The 14,415-nt window shown below is 44.9% G+C and carries 9 protein-coding genes; 5 read left to right on the forward strand and 4 right to left on the reverse strand.

The annotated features are described in order from the left end of the window. Positions 1–328: 328 nt before the first annotated feature. The 4 genes from guaA to AB4512_RS08145 all read left to right on the forward strand — a co-directional run bounded on the left by guaA (position 329) and on the right by AB4512_RS08145 (position 6,831). Complete coding sequence (gene guaA, locus AB4512_RS08130) at positions 329–1,882, forward strand: glutamine-hydrolyzing GMP synthase (protein ID WP_017059729.1); 1,554 nt, start codon at positions 329–331, stop codon at positions 1,880–1,882. A gap of 324 nt (positions 1,883–2,206) precedes the next feature. Continuing rightward, the gene (locus AB4512_RS08135; RefSeq protein ID WP_372174738.1) at positions 2,207–3,904 is read left to right on the forward strand and encodes a glycoside hydrolase family 19 protein; all 1,698 of its coding nucleotides are present in this window, start codon (positions 2,207–2,209) and stop codon (positions 3,902–3,904) included. 276 nt (positions 3,905–4,180) lie between these two features. Then, the gene (locus AB4512_RS08140; RefSeq protein WP_372174739.1) at positions 4,181–5,731 is read left to right on the forward strand and encodes a Na+/H+ antiporter NhaC family protein; all 1,551 of its coding nucleotides are present in this window, start codon (positions 4,181–4,183) and stop codon (positions 5,729–5,731) included. 506 nt (positions 5,732–6,237) lie between these two features. Next, positions 6,238–6,831, forward strand: a complete 594-nt coding sequence (locus tag AB4512_RS08145; RefSeq protein ID WP_010440610.1) for an acetate uptake transporter — start codon at positions 6,238–6,240, stop codon at positions 6,829–6,831. Positions 6,832–6,977: 146 nt separating this feature from the next. Here AB4512_RS08145 and AB4512_RS08150 read toward each other — a convergent pair whose 3' ends face one another. The 4 genes from AB4512_RS08150 to AB4512_RS08165 form a co-directional block, all read right to left on the reverse strand. Further along, the gene (locus AB4512_RS08150) at positions 6,978–8,525 is read right to left on the reverse strand and encodes a sodium:alanine symporter family protein (protein WP_017069529.1); all 1,548 of its coding nucleotides are present in this window, start codon (positions 8,523–8,525) and stop codon (positions 6,978–6,980) included. 456 nt (positions 8,526–8,981) lie between these two features. Next, a complete protein-coding gene (locus tag AB4512_RS08155; protein ID WP_372174740.1) occupies positions 8,982–10,352 on the reverse strand; it encodes an MBL fold metallo-hydrolase in 1,371 nt (456 codons plus the stop codon). A gap of 147 nt (positions 10,353–10,499) precedes the next feature. Continuing rightward, entirely contained in the window at positions 10,500–11,267 is a 768-nt protein-coding gene (locus tag AB4512_RS08160; RefSeq protein ID WP_065584647.1) for a 1-acylglycerol-3-phosphate O-acyltransferase, read from the reverse strand. A 196-nt stretch (positions 11,268–11,463) separates the two neighbouring features. Next, positions 11,464–12,402 carry a hypothetical protein gene (locus AB4512_RS08165; RefSeq protein WP_136974081.1) on the reverse strand — a complete coding sequence of 313 codons (939 nt, stop codon included), beginning with the start codon at positions 12,400–12,402 and terminating at the stop codon, positions 11,464–11,466. A gap of 270 nt (positions 12,403–12,672) precedes the next feature. On the opposite strand from AB4512_RS08165, the gene AB4512_RS08170 reads away from it, so the two are divergent. Beyond that, on the forward strand, positions 12,673–14,385 hold the full coding sequence (locus AB4512_RS08170) for a class I SAM-dependent methyltransferase (protein ID WP_372174741.1): 1,713 nt from the start codon (positions 12,673–12,675) through the stop codon (positions 14,383–14,385). The last annotated feature ends 30 nt before the right edge of the window (positions 14,386–14,415 follow it).

A 14,415-nucleotide genomic window follows, 5' to 3' on the forward strand; every position in this document is an offset into this window, starting at 1 on the left:
ATACCAATCGTAGTAAATAACTGGTCATCCTAGCTTGTTAAAAACCTCGATAACTTCGTTAGAATTTTTGATTGTAGAATAACTACTTATCAGAACTCTTTGTCGAATAGAGCTGCCTCGTTCTCAGGCTTTTTTCCTACGCTATTCCTGAACACTTACTTACTGTGATTGGTATTATATCTACCGCCTGTTTTGTTAAAAGTCCGATTTTCTCAAAACACGTGGTTAAAGATATCTAACGAAAACGTTTGCTTTATTTCTTGAAGAGTTAATCAGAGGTGAGTAAACTCACCTCCGTTTTATCACATAGCCAATAAGACTGCTTACAATGACTAAAAATATTCATGACCAACGTATTCTAATTCTGGACTTCGGTTCTCAATACACACAGCTAGTAGCTCGTCGTATTCGTGAGATCGGTGTTTACTGTGAACTTTGGAGCTGGGACGTAGAAGAAGCGGATATTCGTGAATTCAATCCAGACGGCATCATCCTATCTGGTGGTCCTGAAAGTGTAACGGAGGAGAACTCTCCACGTGCACCTCAGTACGTATTTGATTCAGGTGTTCCTGTATTCGGTATCTGCTACGGCATGCAAACTATGGCTGAGCAACTTGGCGGTAAAGTAGCAACGTCTACTGAGCGCGAGTTCGGCTACGCAGCGGTACAAGTGACTGGCGAATCTGCACTTTTCGCTGACCTTGAGTCTACTCAAGATGTTTGGATGAGCCACGGCGACAAAGTAGTTGAGATTCCAGCTGATTTCACAAAGATCGCTGAAACAGACACTTGCCCATACGCTGCAATGGCAAACGAAGAGAAGAAGTACTTCGGTGTTCAATTCCACCCAGAAGTAACACACACTAAAAACGGCCTGAAAATGCTTGAGAACTTCGTTCTTAACGTATGTGGTTGTGAAGGTCTGTGGACTTCAGCTTCAATCATTGAAGATGCAGTTGCACGTATTAAAGAACAAGTAGGTGACGACGAAGTTATCCTTGGTCTTTCTGGTGGTGTTGATTCATCTGTAGTTGCGATGCTTGCTCACCGCGCTATCGGCGACAAACTAACATGTGTATTTGTTGATAACGGCCTTCTTCGTCTAAACGAAGCTGAGCAAGTTATGGATATGTTTGGTGACCAGTTCGGCCTAAACATCATCAAAGTCGATGCAGAAGATCGTTTCCTTAAAGCTCTGGAAGGCGAAGCTGAACCAGAAGCTAAGCGTAAAATCATCGGTCACGTATTCGTAGATATCTTCGATGAAGAGTCTAAGAAACTATCTAATGCTAAATGGCTTGCTCAGGGTACTATCTACCCAGACGTAATCGAGTCTGCAGCATCTAAGACAGGTAAAGCACACGTAATCAAATCTCACCACAACGTTGGTGGCCTTCCTGATGATATGGAAATGGGTCTTGTTGAACCTCTACGTGAGCTGTTTAAAGATGAAGTACGTAAGATCGGCCTTGAGCTTGGTCTTCCATACAACATGCTTTACCGCCACCCATTCCCGGGTCCTGGTCTAGGTGTTCGTGTTCTTGGCGAAATCAAGAAAGAGTACTGTGATCTACTGCGTCGCGCAGATGCTATTTTCATTGAAGAGCTTCACGCTGCTGACCTTTACCACAAAGTATCTCAAGCATTCACGGTATTCCTACCAGTACGTTCAGTTGGCGTAATGGGCGATGGCCGTAAGTACGATTGGGTTGTATCTCTACGTGCCGTAGAAACTATCGACTTCATGACTGCTCACTGGGCACACCTACCATACGACTTCCTAGGTAAGGTTTCTAACCGTATTATCAACGAAGTTAACGGCATTTCACGTGTTGTTTACGATATTTCTGGTAAGCCACCAGCAACTATCGAGTGGGAATAATCTCTTAGAGATTTAACCAGCTTTGATTAAGATCTTAAGCCTCGAACTCAGTTCGGGGCTTTTTTCTTTTCGATTGATTATATTGATTCATTACATTAAAGGCTTATGAGCAATACCTCGAAATCAAATGAACAATAACTAGAAACCAAATGAGTTGGAAACTAGATATCAGCTCAAGAAACCATGAGACGCTTTGTTGTGCTGAGCCATGTATCAAAAAGATCACTCGCACTTTTTATAAATTCACACAGCTACAGCTAGGCCATTCCACATGTGAAGCATACTCTTTGATGGACTTATTAAGGACAGATAAGAGAATCCATCATGTTAAAAATCAAATATTTGGCGACAGTACTGGGCTGCACATTAGCAGCGCAAAGTCATGCGTCTTTGAACATTCAACCTGATCCGCAAAACCCGAATGGTTACCTTGTTGAAAAGTCGGCTCTACAAGCTGCTGAACAAGCGAAAACATCCGATCCTATGTATGCGATCTGGTCACAGGCCCTTCAAACTCGCCCGAATACAATCGTTGAAGCGATTGAACCCGGTTCCCCCTCGAATCCTGAAAACATAAAGCGTGTAGAGCGCGTGTTCCCTCAATCTGAATGGGACTTCCTCACTCAGATGGCAGCGCCAGAATACACCTACACTCGCTTCTTACGTGCGATCGGTAAATTCCCAGCGTTCTGTGGAGAGTACACCGATGGCCGTGACTCCGATGCCATCTGTAAGAAATCCATCATCACGGCCTTTGCTCACTTTTCACAAGAGACGGGTGGGCACATCGCGATAGGCAACACCTCTGATAATCCATTAGCTCTAGAAGAGTGGCAGCAAGCGCTGGTGCATGTTCGCGAAATGGGTTGGTCTGAAGGCCAAGAAGGTTACACCACAGGTTGTGGTCAGAATGATTGGCAGAATGCCCGTTGGCCATGTGCTGCGGGGCAGGGTTACTTCGGACGTGGTGCTAAACAGCTTTCTTACCATTTTAATTACGGCGCGTTCTCTGAAGTGATGTTCGATGGTGATGCAACGGTGTTACTGAATAATCCGGGCTTAGTCGCTGATTCTTGGCTGAACTTGGCTTCTGCTATCTGGTTCTTCCTTACTCCTCAAGCACCTAAACCAGCAATGCTGCACGTTATCGACCGCACTTGGACGCCATCTCAGCGCGAATTAGATGCGGGCATTGGTTATGGGTTTGGTACCACGATCAATGTGATTAATGGTGGTATTGAATGTGGGGAGCAGAACAAAGACAAAGGCCAACCCGTTAACCGTATTCGTTACTGGGAAGGGTTAGCCGCGCACTATGAAATTCCTGTAGAAGCCGATGAAGCCAATACATGTTGGCAGCAAACGCCTTACGGAAGCTTGAACCTTAACGGTGCGACGGATGTGCTGTATACCAACTGGGATGGCAACTGGAAATACTACGCAGACCGCCCAGAAGGGTATTCATTTGAGTGTGAGCTAGTGGGCTTTCAAACTGCTTATTCCGCACTGGTGGCTGGCGATTACGAGAAGTGTGTGACCAACTTTTATGGTTCTCATGCGAGTTGGCCTGAAGTGAAAGTGGTCGATAAGCTGGATCCGGTAGATCCTGGTACTGATCCGGGTGGTAATGGTTGGAGTGCGACCAAGGTTTACAACGCGGGTGACCAAGTGACTCACAACGGTGCAACCTATGAAGCGAAATGGTGGACACAAGGGGATGACCCTACCAATGGCGGCCCTTGGACATTGATTGCTGGAGAGCCAACACCACCGGTAGTGACAGATCCATCGCCTGTTGATCCTGCTCCGGTAGACCCAACACCAGTTGAACCGCCAGTTACCGAGTCACCTGTCGTTGTTGACCCATCTGTGTTTATCACGTGGCAAGCGGGCGTTAGCCAAGTGAGTAATGGCGACAAAGTGACGCATAACGGCAAGTGCTTCGTGGCTAAAAACGGCCCGGGCGTATGGGAAAGCCCAGTTCAATCGAATTGGTTCTGGGATGAAATTAGTTGTAATTGATCGTCTGAATACTGAAAAGCGGTCTAACCGACGAGTTCAGTAGTACGACCATAATGATATAAATAATCAAAAGCCGAAAGTGTCTACTTTCGGCTTTTTTTCGTTTCGAACTTGGCTATCTAAGGAGGGCTATTGGTCTATTTGGCTATGTTGAAGCGCATTTAAAGACTAATTATCCAGTTAGAGGATAAAGTTCTGTACAAACGATGGGTGTGAATTTATATTCAAATTTAAATTATATTTATTCTTTTTTTATTTTAGGGTTAAGGTGTACCTATGGAACAGACAGATATCACGTCACTCATCCCCATTGTGATTACTTTGGTGTTGTCGTTGGCGACAAGGAATGTGGTGATTGGCCTTTTTGCTGGCGTGCTGAGTGGTGTTGCGATGCTGACTGGCATGTTTAGCGAACTTAACCCGCTTGATACGTTTGGTACCATGGTTAAAGGTTACCTAGTCCCTCAGCTTACTGATAGCTACAACGCTGGCGTGATTATGCTGTTGGTGTTCATCGGTGGTTTTGTCGCTTTGATGGAAAAGTCGGGTGGTGGTGTTGCGTTTGCTAAGCGTGTTACCCAATGGGTAGGCAACAAATGCCAAGCTCAAATCTCAGCATGGTTGGGTGGAATCGTGATATTTTTCTCAGACTTAGGCACCCCTTTAATTGTTGGCCCTGTTTTTCGTCCCCTTTTCGATAAACTAAAACTCTCAAGACAGAAGCTAGCATTCATCATCGATTCAACCTCATCGCCAGTTGCGATCCTTATTCCTTTCATTGGATGGGGCGTTTACATCATGAGTCTGATTCAAAAAGAGTTCACGGCGTTGAATGTCAACATGTCTGATTGGGATGCGTTCATCGGTGCGATTCCTTTTCAGTTCTACGCATTCCTCGCGATTTTCATCGTTCCGCTCGTGTCCGTTAAAGGTTTAGATTTTGGGCCAATGGCAAAAGCTGAGCGTGATTGCCAGGCGGGAATTAACTCTGGCGTGAATAACGAATCACTAAATCCGTTCTCGCATAAAAATGCAAAGGCATCTTTTGTCTGGGCACCATTGTTAGTGATGCTGGTGGTGTTGTGTGCCATGCTGGTACCACAAGGTTTCCCATTCCAAAAGGTCGCAGGTTCATCGTTCAGAGCTGCTTTATCATCGGCTTACTTCTTTGCGGCGATTACCTTAATCTCGCTAATGGCTTACTACGGTGTAAGAAAGCTTTCAGATGGTGTTTCTGTGTACTTAAAAGGTATGGGAAACATGATGCCAGTCGCGATCATCTTGGTACTGGCTTGGGCATTAAGCACCGTTGGTAAAGAGTTGGGTGCAGCGGCTTATATTGCTGAGCAAGCGCAGAGCGGTTTCCCTTACTGGTTAGTTCCTGCTGTAGCCTTTTTACTGTCGGCTATTATCTCATTCGCAACGGGCTCATCGTGGGGAACCTTCGCGATAATGATGCCATTGGTTATTCCAACTGCGATTGCGATAGATGCTCCGCTTCTCGTCGCAATTGGCGCTGTGTTGTCTGGTGGCTTGTTTGGTGACCATTGCTCACCGATTTCTGAAACCACGATTCTTTCTTCAACCGGGGCAGGGTGTGATCAGTTTGAACACTTTAAGACGCAGCTTCCTTACGCATTGATGAACGGCTCTATTGCTCTGATTAGTTTTGTAGTCGCAGGCTTTACGGGAAGTGCATTGGTTGTGTTAGGCGCTCTTGTTGCTCAGTTGATTGTCGTGACGTTGTTAGCCAAGCGTGATGCGAGTAAAAACGCTTCTTCAGACGTTCAATCTCAAGTGTCTGAGTCTAAAGCTCAACAAGCATAATTTAAGATAACAGGTGAGTGAGTAGATACGGGATGCGAGTAAACGAGTAACGAAAAGCTCGCTCTCTTGTTCTTCATTTCACTTACTCGCATCTAAGCAAACTTCCGTCATTCCCTACAGTGAGGAACGAACGTGATAGGGAATCTCTTTAGTGCGCCAAACGTGCTTATATCGAAGAGGAGATTCCAGATATCTCGTCCCTCGATTCTGGAATGACGCTTCAATCGAGACCTGCTCCTCTTATCCCGCTTACTCGAATCTAAAGACTCTTTTCGTATCTCGCATCTCGTTACTCGCATCTTTTTCATAGCGCGACAGGGAATTTGTTCATTTATAGGTTCTATGAATTAATTAGCGTTGTTATGAAACTAATTTTCCATAAGATCATTTACACAATCTTAGTTTTCGATAACTGGATTACCTAGTTGTACGGTTTATAGATTAAAATTTTCTGACAACTTTTATTGTTTTTTTTTAATCAACCACTTTAATAAGGTAAATTCGCAATGTCGACCAAACTAGCTAACCCAGCGCCACTAGGCTTAATGGGTTTCGGTATGACCACTATTCTTCTTAATATCCACAACGCAGGTTTCTTTCCAATCGATTCAATGATTCTTGCTATGGGTATTTTTTACGGTGGTTTGAGCCAAGTTATCGTGGGCACAATGTGTTTCAAACGTGGTGACACGTTCGGTACAACTGCGTTTACTTCTTACGGCCTATTCTGGTTGTCTTTGGTTGGTTTGATTGTAATGCCTTACATGGGCCTTCCAGCAAGCCCTGCTGCATTCATGGGTTGGTACCTATTACTATGGGGCATCTTCACAGGCTTCATGTTCATCGGTTCTCTATGCTACCCAGTGGCGAAACAAGTAGTATTCGGTTCATTAACTATCTTGTTCTTCCTACTTGCAGCTCGTGATTTCACTGGCAGCGAACTAATCGGCACTATCGCTGGTTTTGAAGGTATCTTCTGTGGCGCTTCAGCTATTTACTTTGCAATGGCACAAGTAATCAACAACGAATACGGCCGCACAGTACTGCCTATCGGTGAGAAGAAAGCACCTCAAATGGCAACACAAGAAATCGCTGCTTAATACTCTAACTCGGGAACAGTTAGTTTGTTATAAGCCATTTATTGGTTATGAATAAAACAAAAGGGGTTAGCCGAAATGGCTAACCCCTTTTTTATGCGTTAATAATAGCGCTATTTTTTTAAAGCGACCTATTTGCTAAGGAAAGCTTAAGCTGAAGGTTGCTCTACAGGTTTAGTGTCTGCAGCTTCTGCTTCAGGAGACTTGCCTGTCTTACGCTTGTACTTCTCTTCCCAGTAAGTAGCACCTTTAATGCCTAGTTTTACAGGGTTGAACGTGTACTCAGTTACGCCTTGTTTCTGCTGTTCTTCGTAGTCAGCTAGAGCTTTAAGCGCAGGCTTAGACATGAAGAAGATGATCAGAATACCAACGATGTTTAACCATGCCATCAAGCCAACACCAACATCACCCATTGCCCATGCAAGGTTCGCTGTTTTAACTGTGCCATAGAAAACGGCAGTGATAAGAACAAGCTTAAGTACGAACATCATGCCAGGGATCTTGATGGTACGACGTAGGTAAGCAATATTCGTTTCTGCGATGTAGTAGTAAGCAAGAATCGTTGTAAATGCGAAGAAGAACAGAGCAAATGCGATGAACGGCTTACCAATGCCTGGTAGTGCACTTTCAATAGCAAGCTGTGTAAATACAGGACCATTCGCACCGATGTTTGCTGCTAGGTTCTGAACAAGGAACACACCCTCAGCGCCGCCGTGAACGTTGTAAGCACCAGTGATGATGATCATGAACGCTGTAGCAGAACATACTAGAAGAGTATCGATGTAGATAGAGAATGCTTGTACTAAACCTTGCTGAGCTGGGTGATCAACACTTGCAGCAGCTGCCGCGTGAGGACCAGTACCTTGACCTGCTTCGTTTGAGTAAACACCACGCTTAACACCCCAACCAATTGCAGCACCGAAGCCTGCCATAGGTGTGAATGCATCACCAACAATCATTGCGAAAACAGTTGGCACTTGGCTGATGTTTAGCAGAATGATAACGAACGCGATGATGATGTAAGCCAATGCCATGAAAGGAACAACGATCTGTGTGAAGTTCGCAATACGTTTAACACCACCAAAGATGATGAAAGCAAGGATGATAGCAACAACAGTACCGGTGAAAATTTTAGCGAAACTGAATGTACCGACAGCTGTTTCAATCATGTCACCTGAACCAAATGCAGCTTCTACAGCATTACCAATACTGTTTGACTGAACACCTGGAAGCAAAATACCACATGCAAAAATAGTCGCGATTGCGAAGATCCATGCGTACCACTTCTGACCCATTGCTTTTTCAATGTAGTAAGCCGGACCACCACGGAACTGGCCTTCGTCTTCTTCTTTGTAGATTTGCGCTAGCGTAGATTCTGCATAAGCAGTCGCGGCGCCAAAGAAGGCTACAACCCACATCCAGAATACTGCACCTGGGCCACCGAAACCGATAGCGGCAGCAACACCAGCAATGTTACCTGTACCTACACGGCCAGATAGCGAAACGGCTAGAGCTTGGAAAGACGAGATGCCTTTTGATGAGCTTTTACCCGATAGTAGCAAGCGCCACATTTCAAAGAAGTGACGGATTTGAACAAATCGAGTCATGATGGAGTAGAACAAACCTGCACCTAAACATAGGTAGATAAGTACTGGGCTCCAGATTATTCCATTCAAAAAATCAACGAATGACTGCATGAGTATTTTCCCTGTTAGTTTTGCTTATGATTGTTTTTCGAACAACACAATACTTCACTTGTAACTCGAGTGTTAAATTATTTAACTGCCTATTAGGATTACTGTGACATAAAGCATGTTACAGGGGGGGGTTGTTAACGCTTAGTGCTAATTTGATAATCGTTCTATTTAATTACCTATGCAACTGGTTGTGTTTTTCTGGTGTTTTGCAAAGTGAATAAATAGTGATTAATACAGAAAGGAGATCTTGAGATGCGCATAAGAAACGAAATTGCGCAAAACAGCGGTTAAAGCCGCTTAGCATAAACGGCTGACATATGGATGGTGAGATAAGTAGGTTGGAATATATCACCTACATTGGGTGAGCTAGCAGGTCTAAGAGACTATGGCTTTTGAAGGTTTGATAATTGAGGCTTTAATATCTACCTAGTAAAAGTTGTTAATTTGATGCCTGTTTCAAACAACCACGAACCCTCGCGCCTGTAATTCTTTAGCGAATTCAGACTGAGTATTTGGCTCGCCATGAATCAAATGCACCTCTTTCGGTGGCGTCGCGATGCCTTCTATAAATTGGTAGAGGTCCCCTTTATCAGCATGGGCAGAATAGCCAGACATGCCATGAATTTGAGCATTAACCTCAACGTCTTTGTTATCAATAAAAACCTGTGTTTTACCTTGTTGCAACTCGCGCCCGAGCGTTCCGTGTGCTTGATAGCCCGCTAAAATCACATCGGTTCGTTTATCGGGAAGTAAAGCGGATAAGTAGTTCATTATCCTGCCGCCCTGACACATTCCAGAAGCTGCGACCACAATTGCGGGTTCACCTGTCGACTTAAGACGATTGACGATTTTCTTGTGCATTCTATGCCCATCAACGGTAATGCATTGCTCAAAAGCGAGTGGGTGACGTTTCACTTCAAGGCGCTGTTTAGCTTCTTGACCCCATAACTCTTTAAAGCGTCGGTATGAACGCGTTACTTTCTCCGCCATAGGCGAATCGAGGATGATAGGAATATCGGCGCTGAGTTGATGCTCAAAGATCAGGTTTTCAATATCAAACAACAGTTCTTGTGTTCTGCCGATACTAAATGCCGGGATCAGGATGACGCCACCATCGAGTAACGAACGGTCAATAATTGCTTTGAGGCGTTCAGAGCGTGAAGCAATATCGTCGTGCGTGCTAGTGCCGTAAGTCGATTCGATAAACAGATAGTCGGCTTGTTGTGGTGGTTTTGGATCCGGCAGCAGTGGCGTGTTACTTGGGCCCAAGTCGCCTGAAAAGACCACCACTTCTTGGTTTGGTAACTTAAGCTCAATATAGGCGGAGCCTAAGATATGCCCAGCAGTTTGAAAACGAGCATACAGAGTATTTGGCCTATGATGATCTTTTCCGTCGTTTTGCTGTTTAGAGACGATTGGAAACCACTCCCCATAAGGCTTAGGAGCAATCAACGAATGAATTTTTTTAAGGATGAGTTTGGATTGTTTATGACTGAGCCCTTGCAGTTTTAAGCCATCTTCAATCATTAAAGGAGCGAGTTCAGCCGTAGCCTGAGTGCAATAAATTGGTTGGTTAAAGCCACTGGCGAGCAACCAAGGTAATCGCCCGATATGGTCAATGTGAGTATGAGTCAGCAGAAGAGCGTTAAGGTGGGACGTTTCAAATTCAATATCGAGAGGGCGAGTGTCTTCACCTTGAAGCTTTTTACTTTGAAGATCTAAACCTTGAAAAAGGCCACAATCGATGAGCACCGCTTGGCCTGAATCTCTTAGCTCGTGACAAGATCCTGTGACAGTATGTTTGCCACCATGGTGAATCACTTCCATCGTTTGCTCCCATTGCTCTATAAAGCCGTTAACGCCTGTTTTTATTTTGCGGATAAGCGCCAGCAAGTAAAACAAGAACAATGAGAGTTGCGATCGTTGAGTGTCTTTTTAAGTAACTGAGCGATGACTCAGTGGTTTCGTTGCGAGTTAGTTCGTAGAAGAACGATCTGAATCCAACTCTGTTTTTTGCTGCGCCTCTAAACGAGCCACTTCGGCATCAAGCTCTGCTATTTTCTCTGCCATGAGTGCGTGACAGCGATTGGCCAACTCTCTCGCATCGCTAAGCTTGTATCCGGATACATCGATAGGTTCCAACATCTCGGTGATCACAATGCCATTATTGGCACGATTAAAGTCGATCTTATTGTGCGTGGTGCTAGTACACATCGGGGTGATAGGCACACCAGCTTCAATTGCCATTCGGAAAGCGCCTGTTTTGAATGGCAGTAGTCCACGCCCTTTACTACGGGTTCCTTCCGGGTAAACCCAAACAGACAGATCTCTCTGATGAATCGCTTCCGCCACTTGCTTGATGGTATCGCGTGCTTTGGATTTGTCTTCGCGGTTAATCATGATGTTACCGGTGATCCAATACAGCAGGCCAAAGAAAGGCACGTACAACAAATCGCGTTTGCCCAATGAAACAGTGCGTGGTCTTAGCATTCCTGGATCGGTCACAAAATCCAATATGCTTTGGTGGTTAGAGATGTAGACGCTGTTTTCTGGTGTCGGGGCATTGTCTAGGCCGCGTTGCACCAGTTTTACACCGATGATCTTTTGGAGTTGGTTGAACCAACGACAGAAAACGTACACATGCTTGGGGTTCTTGGGGCTAAACAAGCAGTAAACAAAAGCACATAGAGTGGTGAAAATAATAAACACCGTAGCCAAAATAATACGAAGAACAGCAAGCACAATTCACTCCTTACTCACCGCAGATGGCAGTGATTAAATAGTCTTAGATGCTTGAAGTTTTCACTCTATTTAACCGAATTGCAACAATTAACTGTTATAGGGTTCTGTTTTTAGATCTTTATATAAAACAAGGACTAACAATGGGTGTTTTACACGATTATCGAGCTTACACGTGTTCACCAGTAGCGAGGCATGTTCACCAATACTGTTTATTTGGATCCAACTCTTCTACCCATTCAGGATCTTGACGCGACTCTAAATAGAGTTGTAGGCCGTTATAGGACATGAAAGCTGCAGGGCCGCCGAGGTGCTCGAAATAGTCAAAATACTCATCTTCGAGAGCACAAAGGTGGGCTAAATCTTTAACCTTGTTAGCCAGCGCCCACTGAATGGCAAATACAGGCGCTATTGAGCCTGAAATATTCACCTCTTCGACGTTTGGGTTAAACATTGAATTAGCTTGCTCAAGCAGTATCTCTTCTTGTTCAGACTCTTGTTGTAGTACCTCTTCGACGATCTCCGAGCGCTTGGTATTAGAGACATTCTTGTTCAGCTTGGTGATTCGCAGTGCGTAGCTAAACCTTTCTGATGAAACGATGTCGACAAGCTGCGACAACAGCTCTTTGTCTACGCCTGCTGCCTTGGTGAAATAGTCGATACATGAATTGATTGAGGCATAACGAGTACCGTCAAACTCAAAGCCACTGGTTTCGTCGTATACCTCAAGTGGGATGTCATCAACCGACAAAGGCCAGCCTTTATAATCGACGCGTTGTTTGGCGATTTGATACATCTTCCAAGCGCTGCGCCCAAACCCACCGAGCGTCGAACCCGAGAAATCAGAATCAATAAGCTCTTGCTCCGTCCAGTTCTCACCGATGCCAAGGTGCTTAGCGTACTTGTCTATCAGAGTGTGTTTTATCTGATCGCGCACAGACCAAATTGAGGTCAGATTCTTTGAATAGTTAATTCTCGCACACTCATTACAAGCCGGCAGTGCTATCGGTGAATGGCCTATCTTGGCAACAGCCTGCGCTGTCTTAGGGAATTCAACAAGGTTACTGGAAGGCTCACCACAAAACCAACAGGTGTGGCGCAGATTGAACGGGGTGTCTATGTGTGAGTATGTGTTCATTAGTCTTTATCGGCTAGGTGCTTGAGGCGAGTTAATCATCTTCAAACAATTATCTCTGTTCGCACGTCAGCTTGCACCTTGTTTGTTTTTGTTTTTCTGACGAGATCAATTCGAGGTGTGACTCGCCTGATGAACTCATTAGGTGGATATTGATATAAAACAGTCACTAACGATAAATGCTGATTGGTGTGGCTGAACTTACATGAGCTGCTAGCAATCGCCTAAGCTCCCCATTACTATTGAGATAGACTCCTTACTCCAATAGCGCATATGTCCTCATCGATTCCTTTTTACGATAAAAATGCTCACACACTTTGCCAGCAGTACAACTCAGTGACCTTCGAGACGGTGCATAAAAGCTGGCAAGCTTATTGGCCTTTAGTGGGCGATAAAGTACTCGATGTCGGTGCTGGATGCGGTCGTGATGCGCTATGGATGCACAAGGCCGGATTTGATGTTATTGCGATAGAACCAAGTGCTTCATTACGCGAACAAGGCTCGAAATATACAGGCCCAAGTGTTACCTGGATTGATGATTCACTTCCCTCGCTTAGCCGCACTGAAAACCTCGGAATGCGTTTTGACTTGATATTGGTCAGTGCGGTTTGGATGCATCTCGCTCCGTCTCATCGAGAGCGCGCATTTAGAAAGTTGTCTAACTTGCTAGCTCCAAATGGCAAGTTGGTGATCACTCTGCGTCATGGGGAGTTTCAAGACAGTCGACAAGGCTATGAAGTCTCGGTTGAAGAGCTCGAGCGTTTATCAAAAAACAGCGCCTTGTTGGTTCGTCATGTTGATGATAGCCAAGACACATTGAACCGCAGTGAGGTGTGGTGGCAAACCGTGGTGATGACACTACCAGACGATGGCTCCGGTGACTTGAACAAGGTGCGCCACATTATTGTGAATGACAACAAGTCGGCCACATACAAGTTGGCTTTGTTGAGAACTCTACTGAGAATTGCTGATGCGCATTCAGGCGCTGTGATTGATCGAACTGATGGGAAAATTTCTCTACCAGTGGGCTTGGTTGCTCTGTATTGGGTTAGGCAGTTTAAGCGACTGATTGATATCGACATAGAAGGCGCTGGGATTCAGCAAAATAGCAACACAACGAAGGGACTTGGGTTTGTAAAAGAGGATGGTTGGAATAAACTCAAACACTTAAGTGCTGATGATCTAGCGATAGGCGCTATGTTTCTCGGCGATGAAGCCAAGGCTCTACAAAAGCTATTTTCACAAACGATCAGTACCATTAAATCAGGACCTGTGACTTTCATTTATCAAGGCTCGAAAGACAACCGACTATTCGATATATACCCACCTCACAAACGACGGAAGAGCCTAGAATCACTGGTCATTGATAGTGAGTTCTTAGAAAGTTTTGGTTATTTTACTCTCGATGAAAGCCTGTGGGAGTGCTTTAGAATCTACCACTCGTGGATTGAACCGCTGGTGGTGAATCAATGGGTCATGGAGATGCAGCGTTTCGAGTTGAACCGACAGCGAAGCATTTCACTACAGACTTATCACGACTGCTTGGTATGGATCGATCAAAACCATGATACTCGCGATGTGCGTAAACGTGTCGAGCAACTTAGATCTGATCGTGCCGACATTGTCAGCGTGTGGAGTGGAAAATCATTAAAAAATGAGTATCACGTTGATCACTGTTTGCCTTTCGCTTACTGGCCAAACAACGATAAGTGGAACCTCTTTCCTACTACAAGCAAAGAGAACTTAAGTAAAAGTGATAAAGTTCCTACGGCTGAAAAGCTGCGCTCGTCTAAGTCGAGGATTCTAGAGTGGTGGCAACTCGCTTGGAACGATTCGGCTCATTTTGAACAACAATTCTTTTCAGAAGCCGCGCTTTCGTTACCTAACATCCCTGCGCAGTGTCGAGACTTTGAAGAGGTGTTCGATGCAATGGGCTTGCAGGTACGTGGTGTAAAAAGCAGACTGCTGATTAGTGAGTGGCACTGATCATTAAGTGGGCTAGTTATCCCAAATAAC

Origin of the sequence: Vibrio sp. 10N.222.52.B7, from assembly GCF_041474275.1 — a bacterium.
Taxonomy (GTDB): Bacteria; Pseudomonadota; Gammaproteobacteria; order Enterobacterales; family Vibrionaceae; genus Vibrio; species Vibrio crassostreae_C.